Source organism: Bacillus sp. EKM501B (assembly GCF_011800505.1).
In the GTDB taxonomy this organism is placed as follows: Bacteria; Bacillota; Bacilli; order Bacillales; family Bacillaceae_G; genus Bacillus_A; species Bacillus_A cereus.
In genome coordinates, this window is sequence record NZ_JAALFZ010000012.1 from 1 (window position 1) to 24,969 (window position 24,969).

Below are 24,969 nucleotides of genomic sequence, written 5' to 3' on the forward strand. Positions count from 1 at the left end.
TTAGGAGAGAAAACAGCAGTTTTATTAGGAATTATGTACCAAGAGAGTAGAGGTGAGGGAAACGACCCTATGCAGTCATCCGAATCACTTGGATTAAAGCCAAATGAAATTCAAGAGACAAGCTTGAGCATTAAACAAGGGGTAAAGCACTTTGTTAAAATGTACAAGTATGGAACGGAAAAAGATGTTAGCATGGATACAATTATTCAAAGCTATAATATGGGGCCAGGGTATATTGATTTTATTGCTAGTCAAGAAGTTAAACAACACTCGGAGGATTCGGCCAAAAAATTTTCTAAGATGAAAGTTGATCAAAATCCAGCAATGTATACTTGTGGTGGAAATAAAAATAATTTTAGGTATCCATATTGTTATGGTGATTTCACATATGCCACAAAGGTAAATGGAAAAACAAAACTTATTGAAGAACTTCTTCGAAATGTACATAGCTCTTCTAAATAAGTTGCAGAATGAAATATAATGATACCGTCAGTCATTAACAATAATATCTAAGAAAAAACTATTTTATTTCTTAATTCACATAATTTTCAAAAATAAATTCTGTAGATGTTAATATTTGTTATATAATATATTTGTCAAAGCATTACCCTTGAAGTTTCTACGGTCAATCTGTAAGATAGTTTGTTTGGTCCTTATATTCGCCTTAAACTAAAAAGAACTTGTAGAGATTCCTACAAGTTTTTTTGTTTTAAGGGTTAAATGTGGATTTCAAATATAGTTGTAATTTTTTGAGGGGGAAAAGTAAATGTTTATAAAAACAGAAAGGTTATTAATACGGAAATTTGAGTTCAAAGATTGGCAAGCTGTTCATGAGTATACATCAGATATCAATGTTATGAAATACATACCTGAAGGGGTTTTTACTGAAGAAAATACAAGAAACTTTGTGAATGAAAACATTGGTGAAAACGCTAAGAACTTTCCTGTAGTATTAATTGATAAAGATATTCTGATTGGTCATATAGTTTTTCATAAATATTTTGGTGAGCATACATATGAGATTGGTTGGGTGTTCAATCCTAAATATTTCAATAAAGGATATGCTTCTGAAGCAGCACAAGCTACATTGGAATATGGCTTTAAGGAAATGAAATTACATAGGATTATAGCTACATGTCAACCACAAAATACCCCATCATATCGAGTAATGGAGAAGATTGGAATGAGAAGAGAAGGCTATTTCAGGAAGTGTATACCACATGGGAATGAATGGTGGGATGAATATTATTACGCTATTTTAGAAGAAGAGTAGTGTTTCAGAATGCATCATTTAAATTGACACTCTTATTCCTAAATAGGCAAGTTGACTATCTTTATTGGGGATTCTTGCTACTAAAGGCGAAGTTTATTTTCAGTATCGCTGACGTGCAAAACTTTGTATAATCTGATCTTATCTCTAAATCACAACTGTTACCCCATCACCATCAAGTTAAAGTTTCATTTTATTTTGCTAACTTGATCGTGATGTGACGTAACCTTAATTATTTAAAAATTTTAAAAAGGCCCCTTAGTCATGTTAAAGGGACCTTGATCACGCAAATGATCTGTAAACCAATTCATTTTTTATATATAGATCATTTGTATAATAATTTTTATAAATAATTGCTAAATAGTGAATTTACATAAATGCTTTTAGTAGTTCTTGAATTAATGGGATTGCTCCACCTATAAATTTTAAAACTGCCATTGCGATTTCCATATTATTCTCTCCTCTTTTTCGTATTAAGATGTAATAAATCTTTATAACCTTATTATAGTAAGCGCTTACAATTATAACGATACATTTTCGTATGCAATATTGCATATTTATACATTAGATCTCTATTATTCATTTTTTAATGGTACTATAGCGAGGTGAGAGTCTTTAAGGGTTCTGCTTAATAGGAGGAAATATGGAAAGAGTGCAAGCGATTTACAGTAATCAAAAATTTAAGAGTTGGGTTAAACAGGTATTAGCTGTAGGAGGAGTAATAGGGTGCTGTTATTTGGTGTTATATGTTTTCTGTTTCTTAGTTATCATGTAAATAGTATACAACTAAACTAGTAGAGTCTTGCCTAGAAAGGTAAGGCTCTTTTATTGTAGTACCTGGAGATGAGCAAACTACATACAATATCTCTCAGGTTTTTCAGATCACTTTGTACGGTTTCTTGTTTAGAACACTAATTCCTAGCATTGAAAACAGAATTCTATGGATAAAAAATATGTTTTTACTAGATACATATTAAAAAGACAAGCATAAATTATATTAGATTTTGACAAAGTCTTTTTGATTTCGAAAAGGATTTAAATCTTACTTATAGATTTGATTCCTTTTTATATAATATAATCCTTATATTGATACGTAAATATAATACAGTAATAATGATTTAAAAGCAAGAATTTTAGTAGCGGTACATTCACACATCCATCAACTTAAGATTTTAAAGTAGCTCTTAAACAAAAAAATTCTTTTTTTAATTAATTAATAGTAAACAAAAAAGATTGGCAAATTAACAACTAAAGAGATTTATTCAGGTAAAATCTATCAAAAGGTCCTTTACAAAATTTATACATAATTCAATTACAAAATAATGTAAAAATTATTCATTTTTGTAAAATAAATTCATTGACACTTGTGTATATAAGTAACTATACTCGTTACATCAAATTGGATGCGTGTTAATACGATTTCATTATTATGACAAACATGTAAATATAAAAATAGAAAATCTCAATTTGATAAATACAATGGTAGAGGTGTTTATTTTAATGAAGCACAAATTAATTGCAACAGGTATCCTTGCAGGAGCTATATTATCCTATTCTTCTAATATTTTAGCAGATACTCATAAATTCCCTGATGTTCCTACATGGGCTGATAAATCCGTTAATTATTTAGTTGATAAACAGGTATTAAATGGTTATCCAGATGGAACTTTTGGTTCAAATGACTCATTAGACAGAGCTTCGGCTACAAAAATTATGACAAAAGTTTTAGGTATACAAATTGATCCTAATGCAAAACCATCTTTTACAGATTCACAAAACCACTGGGCTACTCCTTATATTGCTGCTGCTGAAAAAGCTGGGATTGTTAAAGGTGAAGGTAATGGAATCTTCAATCCATCCGGAAAAGTAACTCGCGCTGCTATGGCTACGATGCTAGTAAATGCATATAAACTACAAAGCACACCAAATCATAATGATCAGGTTAGATTTGAAGATTTAAAAGGGCATTGGGGAGAAAAATATGCCAATATTTTAATAGATTTAAAAATCTCTAATGGTACCGAGAACGGTTGGCAACCAAATAGATTTATAACACGTGCTGAAGCTGCTCAACTTACTGCAAAAACAGATATGTTACAACAAAATTTAAACGATGAAAAAGAGGTTATTACTGCTACCTCATATGAAGATTTAAATTTAACAGTGGCTTCGAAAATTACAGCTCAAGAGATTGATAGTTTTATTGCGAAATATCACTCGGATAGTCCTTTAGTTGGACATGGGCAAGATTTTATCAATGCGCAAAATCAATATGGCGTGAGTGCTCATTATTTAGCAGCGCATGCGATTTTAGAATCTGGATACGGAAAATCAGAAATCGCATATCAAAAACATAATCTATTCGGTCTACGTGCATATGATGGAGATCCGTTTAAATATGCAAAATATTTACCAAGCTACGGGGATAGCATTGCTTATAACGCTAATTATGTACGAGAAAGATATTTAGAAGAAAGTGGTATGTATTATAACGGCCCAACATTAACTGGCATGAATGTGAAATATGCATCAGATAAAGGCTGGGCTAAGAAAATTGCGGGTATTATGGAACGTATTAAACCGTTTCATGTAGAAGACTATACATATGCAAAAAAATTACCAAAGAATCCTGAAACATTAGATGTCGACGCGTTATCGAATGAAATTCCATATAAAATGTATGCAGACGGTTCAAGCTCAAATGTTGTATCATCAGCTGCTTACTACCAGGTACCTTATCCATTTAATTTAAAAATTAAAAGTAGACCAGATGTAGCTGTCGAGGAGAATAAAGTTGGTACAGTAACCCCTGGAACAACCATCTTTATTTATCGTGAAGATCCAAATGGATGGGTAGAATTCTCTTTTGAAGCTAATGGAGAAAAATATTGGACATTAAAAAATAAATTAAGTATGTAATTAAAAAGATCTATTTCATTAGTTTTAATCGTTTAGATTTTAATCTCATATAATTGGGAGACAAGTTTTTTAATTTCTTAAAATAAAATTAAGTATACAAGAAAAGTTAGAGAATTATTTTCTCTAACTTTTCTTCGCTAGTATTTGAAATTAAAAAGATGGTGGAGTTACCCCAAATATAACAGTGACTTTGTTTAAAGAAGTGTTTTCCCATTTATGCTTTGTATAAGGTGGGATTTTAACACTATCACCTGTATTGAGAAGTAAAACCTCATCATTTAGATATAGTTTTACTTGTCCCTCCATAATAAATGCTATTTCTTCCCCTTTATGTGCCACAGGCTCCATAGATGAAGCAGTTTCAGGGAACAGATTCATTAAAGCCAATTCTAGTGCTCCATCTAAATTAGGAGATAATAACTCATATGAAACATTGCCGCTTTCAGGAAAAGTTATTTTTTTCCTTTGGTTAGCTCTTACAACTAATTCTTCTGTATTGGTATCCTCTAAGAAAAAGTTAAACAATGGAATATTTAGTGCTACAGAAATTAATTTTAGTGTTTGTAATGAAGGATTTGTGATTCCTTTTTCAATCTGACTTAACATGGAAGGTGTTATATCAGCTAACTCTGCTAAACGTTTACTGGTTAATCCGGCCCCTTTTCTAAATGCCCTAATTTTGTGACCAACATTAATATCGTTCATATATGTAATCCCCTTTAAATAAGTAAATAAAATTAAATTATTATTAATTTTATTTACTTATACTTAATATATTGTTAATATATACTTAATTATAATAAATTATTATTAATTTTAAAACATCATATGTACATATGGCAGCAGCTGCGAAAAAATGGGAAAAAGATTTAATTAGAAACAAAGGGGTTACTATTTTTAAATATACAGCGGGCTATAGTAAAGCAGTAGAAGAAGGAAGAATACAAGTTAATAAGAATCAAATGTGCTATTTGATTGACGATGAAAAATCAAAGCATTTATTTTAAGGTTATGCAGTAGCTGATACTCGTCTGAATAATTGATATACAAATAAAAGTTGGTGAATGGCATCCTCTTTTTGTATATCTACCATGTGGAATAGGATTTGGTGGAGTTTCATTCAGTTTAAAAATTATGGTATGTGATCATGTACATGTAATTTTTGCTGGGCCTACCCATTCTCCGTATATGCTATTAGGTATGATGACCGGATTATATGATGGGATTTCCATACAAGATTTTTAATGAAAAGGAATCTAATAAGTAAAGGACAACTTAAGAGTAGACTTCAATGCTGTATTGTAAAATTTTTAAGGAAGTGAAAATAGTATGAAATCAGCTTTAAATAGTATTATGATCTCTTCGATTCTTGCAGTAGGAGGGATCATTGCGCTTTTGTTTAATTTAATGGGGGATCAAGATTGGATCTGGAATTGGGTAGGGCTATTACTGGCATATCTATCTTTGGGCATTTTAATCGGTTTATATAATAAAACTGTGGATCACAAAACATTTCCTAAAATACTAAAAAGAACTTTGTTTATTTCCTTTAATGCTACTATATTAGGGATAATAATAGGGGTAACATACCAACTATTAGGAAAGTGGAATCTTACTATAATGATGTATTATTGGTTGATAATTTTATTACTACATTTAATTACTATAATAACATTAGTCATCCTAGTATTTGAAAACCGTAATAGTAAAAATTATAGCTTACTATATAGTTTTATTATAATTTTAAACATTGTCCTTACCTTAGGACCAGTATTATTTCCAGTAGTTCTGACTATTATAGGAAATGCCATGAACGCTAGTGCAGGGCACTAATTTTCACCTATACAGATTATTATTAAGATAGAAAGAAGATTATAATATGAAAATTAAGCTTAAGAAAAAGAGAATTATAAGTGTATTGTTGGCTATTACTTTAGTAGCAATAGGGTATTACGTGTTTCAATCTATTACGAATCCTAAGCTGGTAAATGCGGAAGAGGCAAATAGTGTTCAGCAAGTGAGCAGTCTACCTAAAAATGAATTAAAAAAATTGATACCTAATCGTTTTGATGGTAAAGAAAGAAAAGTTGCATATTTAACTTTTGATGATGGACCTGGAAAATATACAGCTAATCTATTAGATGTACTAAAGAAAAATGATGTGAAAGCAACATTCTTTTTAATTGGCGATAATGTGAAAAGGTTCCCAGATTTAGTGAAACGAGAGCATGTAGAAAACAATTATGTGGGCATGCATAGTATGACACATGATTTTAAAAAGCTATACACCAATCAGGAATATGTGAAGGAAATGAAAGAAGATCAATCTTTAATTAGAAACGTTATTGGATACACACCGAAATTAACACGTCCACCATATGGATCAATGCCTGGCTTAAATGAATCACTTCGAAATGAAGTGGTAGGAAATAATTTGAAAGTATGGGATTGGACAATTGATTCTTTAGATTGGAAATACAATAAATTACCCGTTGATGTAGCAGCTGCAAAGATTGTTCAAAATGTCTTAGCAGGTGCGACGTCTTCAAAGGAAATTGTTTTAATGCACGATATTCATCCACAATCTGTCGCGGCAGTTCCAGCAATTATAAAAGGGTTAAAAGAAAAAGGGTACGAATTTGAAGCTTATGATGAGAACAATCATTTTCCAATAAACTTTTGGCATGATAATCGTATATAAAGAGATATATTAGTTAAAAGAAAATCAGAATGGAATAAGCAATTCATATAGGGTTTAAATATTTGTAAGAGCGTGTTTAGATAGATGAAAACACGCTCTTTTTACTGAACTATTTTATTGTAGATTTAAGTATAGGCTTTCTAATTTTAGAAAAATTTATATGATTTTTTCATTCATTTCTACATAAGCGTTGGATATTTCGTATGTTTGGCCAGAATGAAAAGAGTTTATTAAACCATTCATTATTCACGTTCTTCTTCATATATTTGTACCACAATTATTTTTTTGTTGTTAAAACTAGTTTTTAAGAAGCATATGTTTTAGCAACTGCAGAAATTCTGTATCACTTTTATCATTTTTTATATAATCCTGTTCGTAGTTAAAAATCATTCGTACTAACATAAAAGCTGTAAGCGGTAATGGTACCTTATGCAAAGCTCCTTGCTGATAACCTTTTTCGAGCAAATTACTTATCATGTTAATTGCTTCTTCTTCAGATTGTTTAAAACAAGTTGTAATTTCAGGTGAATGGTACTCTTTATATTCTTGAAAGAGTGTAGAAACAAACGGATCTTGATGATATTCTAGGCTGATATAATGAAGAATTTTTTGTATTCGAAGTAAAACATCTTTTTCTTCTTTATATAAATTAAATAATTGTGAGCGTTTGAGCTGAATATGACGCATATAGCAGTCACATAATATTTCAGTTTTATCTGTATAGTAATAATAAATAGTACCTTTACCAACTTTAGCTGTCTTTGCAATTTCATCAACCGTTGTGTTACGGACACCACGCGTAGAGAACAGTATTGTGGCAGATTGAATGATTTTCATTTTTTTATTTTCTTTTTCTAATTTGATCATTGTCTACACCCTATCCTTGAACTATTTAGCGAAGTTTTCTATCTTTACATTCTGTATTAGTTCATTTGTAATTTTGTAACTCCTAATAGAAAGTCCTCTATTTGCTTCTTATAGAATAACATACACCATTCTTATTTCTAGTATATAACTATAATAGAATGCAACTGTATCACTTAAGATAAAAATGAAAGTTTAAGGTAATAATTTTTTAATCGGACGATGATTTCTTTCTTGATTGAATTATTTGATTTTTTATTCAATTCATTTTATTATATAAACATGACTAAAAGATGTTTTTAGTCGGATTTTTTTACGGAAAACCGACTGATATTCAATTTTAGTCGGTTTCTATACTATTTGAGAGAAGGTAGACACTATGTGTGGAATTGTAGGGTGGATAGACTGGTCTAAAGACCTGTCTAATGAACAAGAAACGTTAAAAAAAATGACAGATGCTATCATTCACCGAGGACCTGACGCAGAGGGGCATTGGTTTTCAAAACGAGCGGCATTAGGTCATCGACGTCTCATCGTCATTGATCCTGAAGGTGGCCTTCAACCTATGCTCTATAAAGATGGAAATGATATGATTGGCCTTACGTTCAATGGAGAAATTTATAACTATCAAGAATTACGTAAAGAACTTGAGGAGAAAGGTCATAAATTTCAGACCAAGTCGGATACAGAGGTATTACTACATGCTTACTTAGAATGGCAAGAAGATTGTGTTCAACATCTAAATGGGATTTTTGCTTTTGGTATTTGGGATGAAAGATTTGGGAAATTGATGCTTGGTCGTGATCATCTAGGTGTGAAGCCTTTATTTTTTGCTCAAAGGGGAAGCGCAATTCTTTTTGGTTCAGAGTTAAAAGTTTTACTTTCGCATCCATTTGTAGATGCAGAGGTAGATAAAGAAGGACTTTCTGAAATATTCTGCCTTGGACCAACACGTACTCCTGGTCATGCTATTTTCAAGGATATACATGAAGTGCGTGCTGGCCATTATATGACGTTTACCTCTAATGGCTCGACTACGACACAGTATTGGAAACTTGAAAGTAAAAAACATGTAGATGATATTGATACAACAGTCGAGACAATCCGCTCCATTTTACAAGATACGGTTAAACGGCAGTTAATTGCTGATAAACCAGTGGTATCTATGCTTTCCGGAGGTTTAGATTCCAGTGGTTTAACAGGTTTAGCAGGAAATGAATTTGGGAATAAAGGGGAACGCCTTCATACATATTCCCTGAATTTCATCAATGATGAAAAAGACTTTGAGCAAGACTTCCTTCGTTTTGATCGTGATGAACCTTGGGTGAAACGTGTGGCTGAATATGTAGGAACAAAGCATCATTCTATAGAGTTAGGATCAGATAGTTTAATAGAGTATTTATTAACTCCAATGCGAGCGCGTGATCTACCTGGAGTTGGAGAACTGGAAACGTCTCTTTATTTGCTATTTAAGGAAATGAAAAAAGACGCAACAGTTGCACTTTCAGGCGAATCCGCAGATGAAGTATTCTCAGGATATCCATGGTTCCATCAAGAGAAGTTTCTAGATGCAGAGATATTCCCTTGGAGTGTTAATTTATGGTATAGTACAGAAATTTTATCAGATGATTTTAAAGCGAAGATTAGCCTTGAAAAATATCAAAAACAAAAATTTGAAGATGCAGTTGCTGAGGTTCCCTTTTTAGAAGGTGAAAGTGATCTGCAAATGAAGCAACGTCAAATGTCTTACATGTTTATTACACGTTTCTTGCCATTTATGCTAGAACGAAAAGATCGCACAAGTATGATGAATGGCTTTGAAGTACGAGTTCCATTTTGCGATTACCGGCTTGTAGAATACCTATGGAATGTCCCATTCGAAATGAAAAGCATAGACAATATTGAAAAAGGTATTTTACGTAGAGCTTTTGAAAATGTACTTCCAGAGGATGTACGTTATCGCAAAAAAAGTGCATATCCAAGCACTAAGGATGCCTCTTATCTACAAGGTATTAGTGATTGGATGTTACATGTGTTGAACAATCCTGAATCACCTATTTTGCCATTAATTAATGTAGAAAGAGTTCGTGCTATTGCAGAAGGAAAAGACGAAGTAATTTCAGGTAATGATGCACGAGGTATAATAGATTATTTACTTCAAGTTAATAGTTGGCTAGAGGAATATAATATTAAATTAATATGGTAGATGTAATTTTCAAATAAAGAGAATAGCTGAAACATCAATGACCTAAGTGAACCGCACCTCCAATGTATTAGATAGTTATCTAATAATTGGAGATGTGGTTTTATTATTTTGATTTGCAATAACCCTAATCAGTTAGTTAATTAGAATCAAATAAGAAACATAGAAATAGGGGTAATAATATGAATTGGAGGTTCCTTCCTGAGAATAGGGAGTCTCTTTAATCTCGCTACCGATAATTAAATAATATGTTAATTAGATTTGATTATTGTATGCATCGCCTTTTCTTCAATAAATATTAAGTGATAAACTTCATATATAGTATATAAGGAGATTATCTCATGGGTTATTTGTAAATATTAGATGGGGAGTATTTGACACATACATAACCTAAAGATTTAGATGAAATTAATATAGATAAGTATTTACTACGATTGCCTTCCTATTTTTCTTAGAATTTTTTTAGTGAATCAAAATTTAAATTGCGTATACATCTTTTGTACTAGTAGACCTAAGTCTAAAAGTATGTACAATTACACCATTTGACTAATGGGTAAACTTCACAAACTGATATATACTAGTATTGTGTCTTGCCTTTTTAGGTGTAGTACACAGCCGGTGATTGGCTAGTGGATGTTCTTCCATTTTGCCAGTGCCGGTTTTTTGTTGGATAATAGAGAAAATGAAGTTTTTATAGGGAAAGAAGGGGTTGTTTTGAAAGATGTAAATTCTATCTTTATGAGAGAAAAGATTGCTAGTTTTTATCTTTATTTTATTTCTTTTCTTGGTTTGGTTACTATAACTATATCTTTACTTGAAATTAAAATCCCTTCTCATCTAACAATACTAATATTGTTGTTACTTTTTATGGGGATTGCAGAGTATTTTCCTGTAAGATTTTGGAGAGGAACTAGTTCGCTTACCTTTCCGATAATTTACGCTATGAGTTGGCAGTTTGGAATCCATATAACTATTGTTGCTATTGTACTTGTGACGCTAATTATTCACCTGCATCGTCGTTCACCGATACAAAGAATGTTATTTAATAGTACTCAACATGCACTTAGTTTGATCTTTGCCAAATGGTTTTCAGACAAATGTATGTCCTTAATAATTAATAAGATAGGTATGTCAGTTCTGTATGAGAATTTAATATCTTTGTTATTATTTTGCATGTTTTTTTGTTTTTTCAACAATCGCTTTTACGATTTGTTAATGATACTTCTTCCGCAGCCATATTTAATTTATCAATGGTATAAAAAAACTATTACGGTATTTCTTTGCGAAACTTTTGGTTTCTCTTATGCGGCACTGATGCATGTACTAATTAGTACATATAGTGTGGAAGTAAACGAAGTTACAGTGCTGTTTTTCTTTTTTCCACTTGTAGCAACTTCCGTTATTAGTTCTTTTTCTGTACGGATAAGGATGGAGAAAGAACGATTATATGAGTTATTTCTTATTACGACCGAAATTAGTCGAGGATTAACTGGAGGAAACTTGAAGCATATTAAACAAGCACTTAAAGGTTTTTTTGGCATACAAGCATATGTAATATGGACAAAAGATGATGGAAACTGGAATATTCTATTAAAAGATGGGAAAGTTCGCCCTGATATTTCTGATCATTTAGAAAATTACGATGCGTTTGAGGGACTTTCTAAAAATCTTGTATTTAATGATTGGAAAATTGGTACGGCTCCTGGAGATGAAATATTTGAAAGTGTCATACGCTCACTTGTATATTTTCCTCTTATTGTTAATGATGAACTAGTCGGAATGTTTGTTGCAGGGAAAAGTAGAAATGCGGGCTTCTTTCCAGAAGATGTACAGTCGTTAGCTACATTTTCTAACCAATTAGCTAACGTAGTTAAAACAAGGATATTAATTTCTGAACAGGAAAAAAGAATGATTTTAGAAGAAAGAAATAGAATTGCTCGAGAAATTCACGATGGTATTGCGCAAACATTAGCCGGGGTGATATTCCAACTAGAATCCGCGCAGAAAAAATACCGTGATAAACCAAAAGATATGCAGCAAGTAGTAGAGAAAAGCATAAAAGATTTAAGAGGAAGCCTAGGAGAAGTTCGCTATTCTATTTATGCTTTAAAACCATATCCGACACAACAATTGGGACTTAAGCAGGCGATAGCAAGTAAAATAAAATCTTTAAGACAAGAATATGAACTAGACATTACATATCATGAAAGAGGTCATGCACGTGCGCTTAGTTTTTCAAAAGAAAGAATTATATTTGATACATTACAAGAGAGTTTGCAAAACATTGTAAAACATGCACAGGCAAAAAAGGCTGATGTTTTACTCAGCTATCAAAGTGAACACGTGCTTTTAAGGGTTAAGGATAACGGAGTTGGCTTTTCACTATTTGAGTCTATGGTTAAAACGAAGAATGAGCCACATTATGGTATATTACATATGAATGAACAAGCTGACCAATTAGGGGCTACTTTACAGATTGATAGTTCTGTAGGAAAAGGGACAGAAATTACACTGTTAATTCCAGATTCACAAACAAGGGGTGCGTAAAATGATTAAAATATTAGTAGTAGATGATCATGCTTTTTTACGGGATGCAATTCGGAGCATACTAGAGGATGAATCTGATATGAAAGTGGTTGGAGAAGCTAGCTCTGGGGATGGAGTATTGGGAAAAGTAGAAGAATGCCGACCAGATTGTATTTTGATGGATATTAATCTTCCAGAGAAAAATGGGATTGAAGCTACAGAGTTAGTGAAAAAAAAATATCCGAGTTGCCGTGTACTTGTGTTTACAATGTATGAACATGACGAGTATTTAATGGATGCACTCCAGGCCGGTGCTGATGGTTATTTATTGAAGGATTCATCATCAGATCAGGTAGTAGCAGCAATTCGAATGTTATATCGAGGCGATTCAGTCATTCATCCGCGTATGACTAAAAAATTAATTACATATCATCAGCAAAAAATGAAAGTAGAATCAAATGAAAATGAACTGACGGAACGTGAAAAGGAAATTCTCTTTGAACTAGTAAAAGGACTTAGTAATAAAGAAATTGCTGAAGTTTTATATATTAGTGATAAAACAGTTAAAATTCACATCAATAAAATTTTTAAAAAGCTAAATGTGAAAAGTCGATCGCAAGCAGTGATTTATGCAGTCCGAAATCAATTAGTTCCGCTAGATTAAATAAGAAATCTATCAAAGAACTATCGTGTCGCTTTATTCTGTATTACAAAGAATAAAGGACAAGGTAGTTCTTTTGTACTATGTAGGCATAGAATCCTTAGAGAAAAGATACTCCTTTTGTTTAATTTTCAGAATAATCAAAATGTGAAATAATAAAAATAGAATTACATTTTAATCTTGTTAATAATTCATTTTGTGAAAATCTTTTGTTGGAAATAAATGACGGAGGGCTCTTATAGAAAGAGTAAAGTGAGTGGTTAGCTATGTGAGGTATGGGGATGGTAGTAGTGTTGGAAATCTTTCATGATACAAAAGATTAAGATTAATAGAGTTTCCAATGCTACATGGGAATTTAAGAATCAATTTGTTTCAAAAAATAATATTAATAATGGGGAGATGTAATATGAAACGAGGGAAATTTGGAAAGATTCTTATTGGAACGTTAACAGTTGGAATGTTATTGTCTCAAGGAATTCCATATAACGTATTAGCGGAAGAGGTAAATACATCTACTTTAACTGGAATTGATGATGCAAATGCTATCTTAAAAGGTCTTACAAAGGAACAACGTAATGCCTTAAAAACGTTAGATACAAAACCAGGTTTTGTTATTTCGCCAGGTATCAATACAACAAGTCCTAATAATGTGAATGTGATTATAGAATTTAAGCAAGCGCCTAGCAAAATAGAGGTATTAAAACAAGCGGCTAAAGGGAAAAAATTAGCTCTTTCAAATGCGGAACAAAAGGTAGAGGCATCACATAAAGGATTTAAAGCAGAGCTTGAGCAGCTTCAAAAGAATAAAGAGAAAGGGACAAATGTAAAATCTGCAAAAATAACAAGAGAATATAAGAATGCTTTTAATGGTGTAGCGATTTCTTTACCAGCAAATATGATCGAAGACTTAGTTCGTACCGGTATCGTTAAGCGCGTATGGGAAGATCATGAGGTTAAAATTGATTTGCCGAAAGAAACAACTAAGACTGTTGTTGAACCGAAAATGGCGGATAGTGTACCGCAAATTGGTGTGGACAAGCTGCATGATGAAAAAATAACAGGGAAAGGAATTAAGGTAGGTGTACTGGACACAGGTATTGATTACAACCACCCGGATTTGAAAGATGCATATAAAGGATATCGTGCAAAACAAGGTGAAGATCCAAGTAAAATAGATCCGAACTCCATAAAAGGATGGGACTTTGTTAATAATGATGCTGATCCAATGGAGACAACGTATAAGGATTGGCAAAATTCTGGAGGATATCCAGAGATTTATGAGGGGAGTGCATATTATACATCCCATGGTACGCATGTAGCTGGGACAATTGCTGCAGACAAACAGAATAGTGTGGATTATGCAGTGAAGGGTGTTGCTCCAGATGTAGATTTATATTCATATCGCGTATTAGGCCCATATGGAAGTGGACAAACAAGCGGTATTCTTGCTGCGATTGATAAAGCAGTGAAAGATAATATGGATGTTATCAATTTATCACTAGGTGCGTCTATTAATGATCCTTTATATCCTACTTCTGTCGCAGTGAACAATGCGATGTTAGCTGGTGTTGTTACAGTTGTAGCAGCAGGTAATAGTGGTCCGGAAGAAGGTACCATTGGATCACCTAGTGCAGCGGCACTTCCGATTACAGTTGGAGCCAGTAACGCTGCAATGAAAATCCCAACGTTTTCCGTCGATGCAGGTGATTTACATGTGGATAAGATGATGCTACTTGGAAAAAGCTTTACTGATAAGATTGAAGATTTGAAAGGTCAATCCGTATCAGTTGTATATGCAGGGCTCGGGAAATCAGATGATTTTACAGGAAAAGATGTAAAAGGAAAATTAGCTCTTATCCAACGCGGTGAGATTACATTTGATGAGAAAATTAAGCATGCTAAGGAAGCAGGCGCAAAGGCGGTAATCGTATATAACAATGTAGATGGTGAAATTACAAGTTATCTTGGGGAAAGTACTGCATCTATTCCATCGTTCCGCTTAACAAAAGTAGATGGTGAGAAATTACAAGCAAAAGCTGTACAAGGAGATGTGTCGTTAGCGTTTGGGGAACTAAGTAATATAAAAACAGAGGGAGATCACTTAGCTGATTTCAGCTCCCGTGGTCCTGCAACTAAGACAGATGATATTAAGCCAGATATTGTAGCACCAGGTGTGTCTATTTTCTCAACTGTTCCTGAATATATTAATGATCCAAAAGATGGAGAAAATTATCCGATAGCGTATGGACGTATGTCAGGTACCTCTATGGCAACTCCTCATACTACAGGGGTAGCGGCACTCATTTTACAAGAACATCCAAATTATAGTCCATTTGAAGTAAAAGAAGCACTCATGAATACCGCAGTTGACTTAAAAGAAGAGCGTTCTGTATTTGAGGTGGGCTCAGGACGAATTGATGCATACCGTGCAGTTCATGCAGATACATCAATCGAAGTTGTTGATAAAACATCAAACGTTGTAGGTGATGAAGAAGTAGAAATTGAAGAAAAAACAGGTTCTATTGCATTTGGGTATAAAAATCAAATTGAAAATGGTCCTATTAAAGATAGTCGAAAAGTTTTAATTAAGAACAGCAGTAAAACAGATGGGAAAGAGTTTAAATTAGAGGTGAAATTTTCACCTACAAGTGTAGGTGTGCAAGATGCAGCGAAGAATGGTGTGAAGCTAAACGTACCAGATTCTATTAAAGTAGCTCCTGGTGCATCAGAGGAAATTAGCCCTGAAATTACCATTCCAGAAAACGCTGAATTTGGTAGATATGAGGGCTATATTCATATTTCAAATAAAAACAATGAAAAAGAAGTATATCAAGTACCATTTGCAGTTAAATTCACAGAAAAAGGGATTGCGTCTGTAGATTTACTGAGAGATGCAATGGCAACAGATGCTTCTAAATTCCATCCATTTATGGAAAGACCAAGTTCGCCGTTGACATTTAAATTAAATAGTCCTCTCGAAACCATTGATGCAATTGTAAAGGACCGAACGACAGGGAAGGCATTAGGAGTCGTTGGTACACTTAATGCAAGTAGTCTAACACCGAATGTTGAATATATGATGTTTTCTGGTATGGGAGGGTATGTACTTCCATTCACAGGAGATCCAGCTCATCCAATTGCGGATAAACCTGTTATGTTGCCTGATGGAGATTACGAATTGAACTTCGTTGGATATGATAAAGAAGGAAAATCTTATACAAAAGGCGATAGCATTATCATTGATAATGTAATACCTGAAATGAAATTTAAGGATGTACAACCTGGTATACACGAAGTCAATGATTCTATGTTTAAAGAAGAAGACGGCCAGCGTGCATTATGGGTGCATGGTAATATTTATGATTCTACAGTAGATGCATTAAAGGCAAAAGGCTTGCAATATGATCAAAAAGCGAATCAAATTGTATATTATCAAAACTCAGCCTTCCCATCAGGATGGTTGAATACAATTCAAGCAAATGGTGATTTTAAATTTGGAGTACTTCCAGAGGAAATAAATGAGCCGTTAAATTTAAAATTATTTGGATATGATCTTGCAACTGCAGGGAATATGGCAACTGGATATAAAGATTACGTCTTTGTAAAAGAAGGGACAGAATACGCTGTTCCAAGTTATGACAAAGATAAAATCAAATTAGGAGAGAAAATTACATTAACTTTGAATCTTAATAATGTAAAACAGCTTATGTCAGGTACATTTGAAATTCCTTATTACAAGCAGCTATTTAAATTTACAGATGTGAAACCGAATCCAGCACTTACGGAATATGTAGAACAACATGGATTGAACCTTAAATTAGAAGATCCGAAGATAAGTGAAGCAGGAGCTTGGGAAAACAAGGTGAAAGTTGGCGCATCATTGGAGGGAAAAGAATTTAAAGGATTAGATGGAGATAAACCATTTTTAGATGTTACATTCGAGATGACGAACGATGAATACTTTAATGATTTGACTGCATTTGGAGTAGATAAGTTCTCTTATACAAAAGTTGGTGCATCAGAAGGCATTGAGATTCCTGCGTTTAAAGATAAATCTTTTGCTATTGTTTCGAAACATTCAACGGTTACAGGATATATTGGCCCGGAAGCTTTCTTGAATGAAGAGGGGTATTTAGGTAAGAAAGACTATACAAAACTAGGAGCAAAAGTGTACGCAGTTGGCAAGGATGGAAAGAAATATACAGGAACGATTGGTGATAACGGACAATTTGAAATTCATAGTGTTCCAGTAAGCGATAAGGAATATGATATTTTCGTAGAAATGCCAGGTCATTTAAATAGTAAATTAACAACAAAAATAGGGAAAATGCAGGATGGAGAATTAGTGGGACAAAACTTTAGAGCTGACGTGGATGATAACCTTGCGGGTGATGTAAACGGCGATAAAATGGTAGATATTCAAGATGCTAGAATAGCAGCTTTATCGTATGGAAAAGGAAAAGTATCTGTAAAAGATGGAGATATAAATCAAGATGGTGTTGTAGATGAAATGGATGTTCGTTTAATTGAGAAAAACTTCTTGAAAAAGGGCCCAGATGCTAAAGGAAACGAGAAACCGAAAGAAAATGTAGGGCCAGTGACGTTAGAGAAAATTTTACGCTCTATCGGTTTAGAACCCAAAAAATAAGTGGACAAACTTCTAGAGTAAATAAAGCCATCAGACAATGGATATTAAATGAAATGGATTGGTTAACAAATGACCGGTAATGATTTACGGTAACATTACCGGTCATTTTAAGAGTCATAGTCGTTTGGGTACATGAAGTAACTAGTTTAAAGTAAGTTCGCTTTCATTATGGGACAAGGAAGTTGCTTAATTATTATTGTTGTTTGTGGGATGGAAATAAGGTTTGTAGTTTAAACTTTAACAATAGGGGGACTTGTGAAATGGGTATGAAGAAAAAACTTGGTATGGGTGTTGTAACTGCAGCGCTTGGCTTATCCTTAATTGGCGGGGGAACATATGCATATTTTAGTGATAAGGAAGTATCACAAAACACGTTTGCAGCGGGTACTTTAGATTTGAGTGTGAATCCAGAAGTTGTTATTAATGTCGACAATCTGAAACCAGGTGATGAAATGGAACGTGGTTTTCAATTAGTAAACAAAGGAACCTTAGCAATAGAAGATGTGAAACTCCTGACAGATTACAGTGTAATCGATGCGAAAGGGGATAATGGAAATGCTGATTTTGGTGATCATATCCGTGTTGATTTCTTGTGGAACTTGGATAAAAATGAGGTTCCAATTTGGTCTACTACATTATCTGAATTAAAGGTAGCTACGCAAAATGGAAATATTCCTAATCTTGTAAAGAACGGTATTGTAGATCGAGAAGGAAATGGACTTGCTCCAGGTGATGATGATACATTTTATGTAATGTTTACATTCGTAGATAACGGTGAAGAACAAAATGTATTTCAAGGAGATGCGTTGAAATTAAATTGGACTTTTAATTCCATGCAAGCAAGCGGTGAAGAAAAGTAAGGGTAATAATTTGTATACTATATGTGTGAGACATATCGTATACAAATGAAAAGAACTGTTTTGAAATGAAGGCGTTTATCCTCAATGGTAAAACTCCTTATAAAAATATGGGTGAAAAACTTGATGATGATTTCCCTTTTAAAACACATCGTAAAAATATTTTGCGATGTGTTTTGTTGTAAGTTGGAGAGTATAGAAATATTAAATGATTATCCAAATTTTGAGATATTTTGAGGGAATTTAGCACCTTACGCTAGCTTAGCAACTTTCCTGTCCCCTTTATCCCCAAGAAGACGTAATCCAGTTATGATGAGCATACATCCTCATACGCGAAATTGAAAGTAACAACTAGTGCATGCTCACAAAACTTTTCATCCTATGGCAGAGAAGTTCTAGAAAATCAAGAACACCCTGCAGAGAATAAGCTGAGGGACTTACTGGCTCATGTAAAAGAGAAGTATATGAAAGTGAAGGGCTAAATTTTAAAATTCTAAAAAGGGTGAATGGATGATGTTAGGGATAGGGTTGATTGTATTAAGTATTTTACTTGTCAGCATTGTATTTTTACCATGATGCTTTATTCCAAGTGAGACAGAAAACATGTAGTATTTTTATTCGTAATCATCCAAAAAAGAAAGAGGGATATTTGTTACAATCACGGCATTGTAGAAGAAATAGAATAAAAGAGGAAAATATATACTGTTACAAATTAATATTCCATGTGTTTTTTGAACATACATTACTTATCTTTAATGTATATATTGAATATATAAATATATTGTGTTATGATGTGAATTAGAAACTCGCGTGTTTCAAATACAACATTTTTATCTTTTTGATGACCTCTTATCTTTCCGTAAGAGGTCCTTTTTTTATCCCTCCGTATTGTATAGCCGCTAAAATACTATGAAAAGATACTAGAGACTACTACACTGTGATATCCTCTAGTATTTTTTCTTTATCTATATTATCTATTGTTAGGTAAACGAAGAATTAGTACTTTTTGTATAATTTTCACAAAATAACTTTGAATCATTATTTATTTCAATATAAAGTAATGAAAGAACATATTTGACTATCGTCTTTAATTTTTCCGACAGCAAGCAAAGTTAGCATGTTTAATGCATAATCAGACGCCTGTAAATGAGCATTACTATTTAAATTTTTACCAGAGAGTAATTTAGTTAATTAGTAGAAAAAGGAAGGGGCCTATTTGGCTCCTTCCTTTTTCTCATACATACATAACGCTTGTTGACAACTTATGAAATAATAGCATTCATCGCTATTAAAATATAACATTAAAAGCAATTAATTAGATATGTAATTTTGCATATATTGTACTATTTCATGAATAGGAACAAAACTATTTATTCCTTTCTGTATGGAGACAAATAGATTTAGGTTTACTTAGGGTAAGAAGACCTGATCATTGATTGCTGGTTAAACCATATTTCTACGTATTTGAAACAAATTATTTCACTGAATTGTATGTTAAAGAGAGTGCGGGATTTATGAAATGTAGATTATTCCTTGATTTCTTACTCGTGATTTTACTTGGACATCGGAAAAGAAGTTACGTTATATACGATTTCAAAAGGGGATATTATTCAGTGCATCCAAAGATGCACTCCGTTTCCTGTTTCCTATCCTACTAAATTACCATTCCAAGCAAATTTCTTCTCTTTCAAACAATTCATCCATTGAATAAAGATAATTCGGCCATACGTATCGGAGGACATGAAACTTTCTTAATACCATTTGGAATATATTTCAATATACTTCCGATACTATAACAGATCGAAAATTTCTTTATTGGAGGTATATAATGGCATATCCATTTCGTAACTTAGTATTTGAAGGTGGCGGGGTAAAGGGAAGCGCTTATATAGGTGCCATCCGTGCACTAAATGAAGAAGGGATTTTACCAGAAATACAACGATTTGGAGGGACTTCAGCAGGAGCGATTACTGCATTACTTTTAGGTCTTTCCATTCCATTCGCAGATCTTGTAAAAATCCACAAAGACATGAATTTCAAAGCGTTTAAAGATGATGATTTTTCGATTGTACAAGATAACATTCGTTTGTTTTTTGATGGTTTTGGTATCTATAAAGGGGATTTCTTCACTGAGTGGGTAGGAAAGATCGTTGAAAAGTGGACAGGGAGTAAGGACACAACTTTTCAGCAGTTGTATGACAAAACAGGAAAAGACGTGTTTTTCCAAGGAACGAACGTTTCTACACACCAGCTTCGTACGTTTTCTCGCGAAACGACACCTGATGTCCCGTTAGTAGTTGCTGTGCGGATTTCGATGTCCATCCCATTCTTTTTTAAATCTGTGGAATGGGATAAAGATTATTATGTAGACGGAGGTGTACTCGATAACTACCCAATTCGTTTATTTGATCGGAAAAGTTTTGTGAATAAAGAAGAACACTTCACGACCACAGATACGATTGACGAGGTTAATAAACTGATAAGCAATATAGAGGATCATTCTATACTAAGAAGCTTACACACGAAATACAATGCATCTTTCTTTGATCCTACAGATGAAATTGTCTACAACAAAGAAACACTTGGTTTCCGTTTAGAATCTCAGGCGGAGGTTGCCATGTTAAAACATATCGCAACCTCAACAGAACATCATATTGGCCATTCTCTTATTCATTTTGCATGGAATTTGTCTCAAACCATGATCAAAGGTCATGAGAGCGGAAAAACCACCAAAGAAGATGCTGCCCGCACTGTATTTATTAATACATTCTTTACGTCGTCGTTTAATTTTGATATCACAGAAGAAGAAAAGAAAACACTCATGAATTCAGGTTATACTTCTACTAAAGACTATCTACATCAGTTTAATACGTCTGAAGTAAAATTGTTTAATCGACCATAAAGCCGAGTGCAATGCACTTGGCTTTTTTTTATCGTCCTGTAAATTCTTTTTTTAGTAGCTAATAAAAATTTAGATAGACTATGCATAGAACAAGAGAGAGGAGATAACAGAAAGTAATAAATATAAGTTTTGATGACTTCTTATTTTGTAAAACTAGGGTGTAGAAAGGGTGAAACAGGTGGAAGAAAAACGAATTATGATTTATACAATTTTTCGGCTAACACAGTACAAAAGAGAAGCCTAAAACGGTGGATAGGAATGTATCAAAAAATGAATAGAGTAGCAAGGCGGATTTATTGTGAAAGTAGGGATTTTCCTTTTTCTTTCTACTGATAATAAAGCGTTATGTAGACTGGGAATGTATAAGGTATTCATTGCTATTCCTTCAAAATGCTGATGTTACATCATATTAAAATAACCTCTAATTTAAGTATTGAAATTCTCTAGATCTCGATGTATTATATTCTTGTATTTTCTCACTTTGCTAAGCCTAGAAAACATCATCACTTCTGAAAGAACTCGAACTCCAGCGGGTTCTTTGAATTTACTTGAACTTATTTTGAATCATTGTATTATATTTCCGAGTCTTACTCATATAAATCATTATCAGGAGAATCTGCAAATTTGCAGGTTCTTTTTTATTTTATTGAAAGTAAAATTTTAGCCAGTCGTTTATTTTCATATTGTTGGTTTTTATACGTGTTTGGTAAAAATCAATGAGTTGCAAAAAAATACTATGCTGAAATCTAGTTCGGTATAGCAATGTGCATATAAAAGATCCCACTTTGCTATATCCCCTAAAAAGAGTCATAAAAATCTATATTTTTTTAATTCAGTTGCATACTACAAAACTTCTTTTAAAAGAAATGTATGTACATACACATTATATTTTGTTCCATAACTCTCTAACTTTCGTTCACGATAGTCTGTTAAGTACAGGATTATTGGCGGGTGGTGCAATAGGTGCAGAAGATGTGAAAACAAATGAAAAAGTACAAGTTGCTGTTGCAGGTAAAGAGGGAAATATAACGTATAAAGAAATTGATAAAGCAGAATCTCCATTGTTATTTGGAATGTATCCTTTATGTTAAGATCCTAATAAGAAGTTAGTTTTTTTTGATAATTAATATTTATACAAAATGTATAATTAATATACTAAAACGTTTTTAAATTTTATAATGTATTCCTTTTCATATGAATGAATTATTTATTGCAACAGGTTTCCCGTTCAAAATAAGATGTTCAAACAAAAGACAATATAAGTATCTTTATAATGATTTTTCAATATAATCAATGTGTTTATGAAAGGAACTCTGTGTTATTTTTGCTTTTTTACTAACTAATACAGCTTCAAACAAAGGACACAATTGCTACATACTAAGTGTAATTTATTACCTATTCAAAATTCTGTCTATTCAATCTTTCTAAAAATAAAAAAAGATTAAACTTATAAATATACAAGTTATAATGAGGGCGTCGAGACACAATTTATTACCTCTAGAGAAAATATCAAACCTCGTTTTGGATTAAAAATTCTAAAGAACTTGCCAGTAATTTTTTAAAATTGGACATACTGATATGATTACTATACGGAGGATAGCAGATTAGAAGGGAAGTTTATTCAACTCAATAAAGAAAGCGTTATCAAACAAAACTTGTTTTGAATCGATCATTCTAATAACTTAGATTCAACTACAGCTAAAAATAATAAATTATGGGGGTGCTTATATGAACATGAATGTAGCATCTATTAAAGAAAAAAAGATTGTTAAATACAAAAGTTGTTTTGATGTGATTGGGCCCATAATGATAGGCCCTTCAAGTTCACATACTGCAGGTGCTTTGGCTATTGGAACAGTTGCTAATAAATTATTTCAAGGTCTTCCCAAAAAAGTTGTGGTAAAGTATTATGAATCATTTGCTGAAACCCATAAAGGTCACGGAACTGATTTTGCAATTATTGCTGGTATATTAGGCTTAGCTGCTGATGACAGCAAAGTGCCAGATGCTATTAAAATAGCAGAGTCTAAGGGAATTGACATTACCTTTATTGAACAATTGGGTAATAGTCCTGCTGGTCATCCAAATACGGCAGATGTATATGCAGAGGATGAAAGTCGAAGTATTAGAGTAATGGGTATTTCGGTCGGTGGTGGGTTGATTGAAGTCAAAAATGTTGAAATTGATGGATTTAGCTTAAATCTGCAGGGGCCATTGCCAGTTGTTATTGCGATTTCAGAAAGAGCTGACTTTGAATTTGTTTTACGCAGGATCTTTAAACAATATGATGTGGAAATTAACAACTTTCATAGTTTGGAAGATAAAACAAAATATTTATATGCATTCGCTTTGGATTCGATATTGCCAGGTAATGCTCAGAAGGAATTAGGAGATTTAAGCAATATAGCTAATCTTATTATTCTTTAGTCACATTAAGGAGTGAAAAATATGTATATGGCCATAAAAGAAATTGTGGATGCAGCTAATAAAAGCCAAAAGCAAATTTATGAATTAGCAATCGAACAGGAAATCAAACAAACTAAAACTTCTTATGAAGAAGTATGGAGTAAAATGGAACGAAATTTAGCGACTATGCAACATGCAATAAATAAAAGTATCGAGGGCGACGGTGTATTTTCTCCAACAGGTTTGACCGGAGGGGATGCTGTAAAAATTAAAAACTATCGAGAAAATAGGAAAACTCTTTCTGGAGATTTGATGGTGTTAGGGATTCAAAGTGCTATCGGTGTTAATGAAGTAAATGCTGCATTAGGAGCTATTTGTGCAACTCCAACAGCAGGTGCGAGTGGGACGATTCCGGGAGTCCTATTTAGTATTAAAGATACGTTGCAGTTAAGTCATGAAGATATGATTCATTTTCTATTCACTTCAGCGTTATTTGGAACGATAGTCGCAAACAACGCTTGTATTTCAGGAGCGTATGGAGGATGTCAAGCTGAAGTAGGAAGTGCCTCAGCGATGGCGGCTGCAGCTGCGGTAGAAGCTGCGGGTGGAACGCCACAGCAATCTTCTGAAGCTTTTTCGATTGCATTACAAAATTTACTCGGTTTAGTTTGTGATCCGGTCGCTGGTTTGGTAGAAATTCCTTGTGTAAAGAGAAACGCCATTGGAACGGCAAATGCTTTAGCAGCAGCGGACATCGCATTAGCTGGCGTAAACAATCTCATCAATGCTGACGAAGTGATTGAAGCCATGTATAGAGTTGGAAGACAGATGCCTCGCGAATTAAGAGAGACAGGTTTAGGTGGTATTGCAGCTACACCTACAGGAATTTCCATTAAAAATAAAATCTTTGGGGAGAAACAATCAAATCAATAAGTTATCGAATATATTGTGAAGTTTTTAACAATCTTTACTCTATTGTTCGCCTAAGGATGTCTGTATATTGGGGGAGTTA

17 protein-coding genes are annotated in these 24,969 nt (G+C 33.1%); 14 read left to right on the top strand and 3 right to left on the bottom strand.

Annotated elements, in window-relative coordinates:
- Together HFD78_RS20025 and HFD78_RS20030 are read left to right on the top strand one after the other, a co-directional pair.
- Positions 1-462: lysozyme family protein (locus HFD78_RS20025; protein ID WP_191968104.1), on the top strand; the 462-nt coding region annotated here is incomplete at its 5' end.
- Positions 463-766: 304 nt separating this feature from the next.
- Positions 767-1,273 carry a GNAT family N-acetyltransferase gene (locus HFD78_RS20030; protein ID WP_000470144.1) on the top strand — a complete coding sequence of 169 codons (507 nt, stop codon included), beginning with the start codon at positions 767-769 and terminating at the stop codon, positions 1,271-1,273.
- A 366-nt stretch (positions 1,274-1,639) separates the two neighbouring features.
- On the opposite strand, the gene HFD78_RS20035 is transcribed toward HFD78_RS20030, so the two are convergent.
- The gene (locus tag HFD78_RS20035; protein WP_001987408.1) at positions 1,640-1,825 is read right to left on the bottom strand and encodes a hypothetical protein; all 186 of its coding nucleotides are present in this window, start codon (positions 1,823-1,825) and stop codon (positions 1,640-1,642) included.
- 945 nt (positions 1,826-2,770) lie between these two features.
- Between HFD78_RS20035 and HFD78_RS20040 the strand changes: the two genes are divergently transcribed.
- Positions 2,771-4,189, top strand: coding sequence for an S-layer homology domain-containing protein (locus HFD78_RS20040; protein ID WP_016090209.1), 1,419 nt, complete (start codon positions 2,771-2,773; stop codon positions 4,187-4,189).
- Between the two features lie 150 nt (positions 4,190-4,339).
- Here HFD78_RS20040 and HFD78_RS20045 read toward each other — a convergent pair whose 3' ends face one another.
- The gene (locus HFD78_RS20045) at positions 4,340-4,894 is read right to left on the bottom strand and encodes a helix-turn-helix domain-containing protein (protein ID WP_000997924.1); all 555 of its coding nucleotides are present in this window, start codon (positions 4,892-4,894) and stop codon (positions 4,340-4,342) included.
- A gap of 624 nt (positions 4,895-5,518) precedes the next feature.
- Here HFD78_RS20045 and HFD78_RS20050 point away from each other — a divergent pair.
- Positions 5,519-6,022, top strand: coding sequence for a DUF3902 family protein (locus tag HFD78_RS20050; RefSeq protein WP_000833545.1), 504 nt, complete (start codon positions 5,519-5,521; stop codon positions 6,020-6,022).
- Positions 6,023-6,068: 46 nt separating this feature from the next.
- Positions 6,069-6,890, top strand: coding sequence for a peptidoglycan-N-acetylglucosamine deacetylase (locus HFD78_RS20055; RefSeq protein WP_000694605.1), 822 nt, complete (start codon positions 6,069-6,071; stop codon positions 6,888-6,890).
- 297 nt (positions 6,891-7,187) lie between these two features.
- Here HFD78_RS20055 and HFD78_RS20060 read toward each other — a convergent pair whose 3' ends face one another.
- The gene (locus HFD78_RS20060; RefSeq protein ID WP_000593070.1) at positions 7,188-7,757 is read right to left on the bottom strand and encodes a TetR/AcrR family transcriptional regulator; all 570 of its coding nucleotides are present in this window, start codon (positions 7,755-7,757) and stop codon (positions 7,188-7,190) included.
- Between the two features lie 376 nt (positions 7,758-8,133).
- On the opposite strand from HFD78_RS20060, the gene asnB reads away from it, so the two are divergent.
- The 9 genes from asnB (at position 8,134) to sdaAA (ending at position 24,890) form a co-directional block, all read left to right on the top strand.
- Positions 8,134-9,960, top strand: a complete 1,827-nt coding sequence (gene asnB / locus HFD78_RS20065) for an asparagine synthase (glutamine-hydrolyzing) (protein ID WP_098204784.1) — start codon at positions 8,134-8,136, stop codon at positions 9,958-9,960.
- 711 nt (positions 9,961-10,671) lie between these two features.
- Complete coding sequence (locus HFD78_RS20070; protein WP_033668276.1) at positions 10,672-12,504, top strand: GAF domain-containing sensor histidine kinase; 1,833 nt, start codon at positions 10,672-10,674, stop codon at positions 12,502-12,504.
- A gap of 1 nt (position 12,505) precedes the next feature.
- Positions 12,506-13,147 carry a response regulator gene (locus HFD78_RS20075; protein WP_000590674.1) on the top strand — a complete coding sequence of 214 codons (642 nt, stop codon included), beginning with the start codon at positions 12,506-12,508 and terminating at the stop codon, positions 13,145-13,147.
- A gap of 403 nt (positions 13,148-13,550) precedes the next feature.
- Positions 13,551-17,792 (top strand): S8 family serine peptidase, encoded by a 4,242-nt coding sequence (locus HFD78_RS20080; protein WP_000820233.1) that lies wholly within the window; start codon positions 13,551-13,553, stop codon positions 17,790-17,792.
- Positions 17,793-18,052: 260 nt separating this feature from the next.
- The gene (locus HFD78_RS20085) at positions 18,053-18,652 is read left to right on the top strand and encodes a TasA family protein (RefSeq protein WP_000525503.1); all 600 of its coding nucleotides are present in this window, start codon (positions 18,053-18,055) and stop codon (positions 18,650-18,652) included.
- A 1,825-nt stretch (positions 18,653-20,477) separates the two neighbouring features.
- Entirely contained in the window at positions 20,478-21,551 is a 1,074-nt protein-coding gene (locus tag HFD78_RS20090) for a patatin-like phospholipase family protein (protein WP_000331136.1), read from the top strand.
- A gap of 866 nt (positions 21,552-22,417) precedes the next feature.
- Positions 22,418-22,642: a hypothetical protein gene (locus HFD78_RS20095; protein WP_098878368.1), complete on the top strand. Its 225-nt coding sequence runs from the start codon at positions 22,418-22,420 to the stop codon at positions 22,640-22,642.
- A 637-nt stretch (positions 22,643-23,279) separates the two neighbouring features.
- On the top strand, positions 23,280-23,978 hold the full coding sequence (locus HFD78_RS20100) for a serine dehydratase beta chain (protein ID WP_001056999.1): 699 nt from the start codon (positions 23,280-23,282) through the stop codon (positions 23,976-23,978).
- 21 nt (positions 23,979-23,999) lie between these two features.
- Positions 24,000-24,890 (top strand): L-serine ammonia-lyase, iron-sulfur-dependent, subunit alpha, encoded by an 891-nt coding sequence (gene sdaAA / locus HFD78_RS20105; protein WP_000281779.1) that lies wholly within the window; start codon positions 24,000-24,002, stop codon positions 24,888-24,890.
- Positions 24,891-24,969 lie beyond the last annotated feature (79 nt).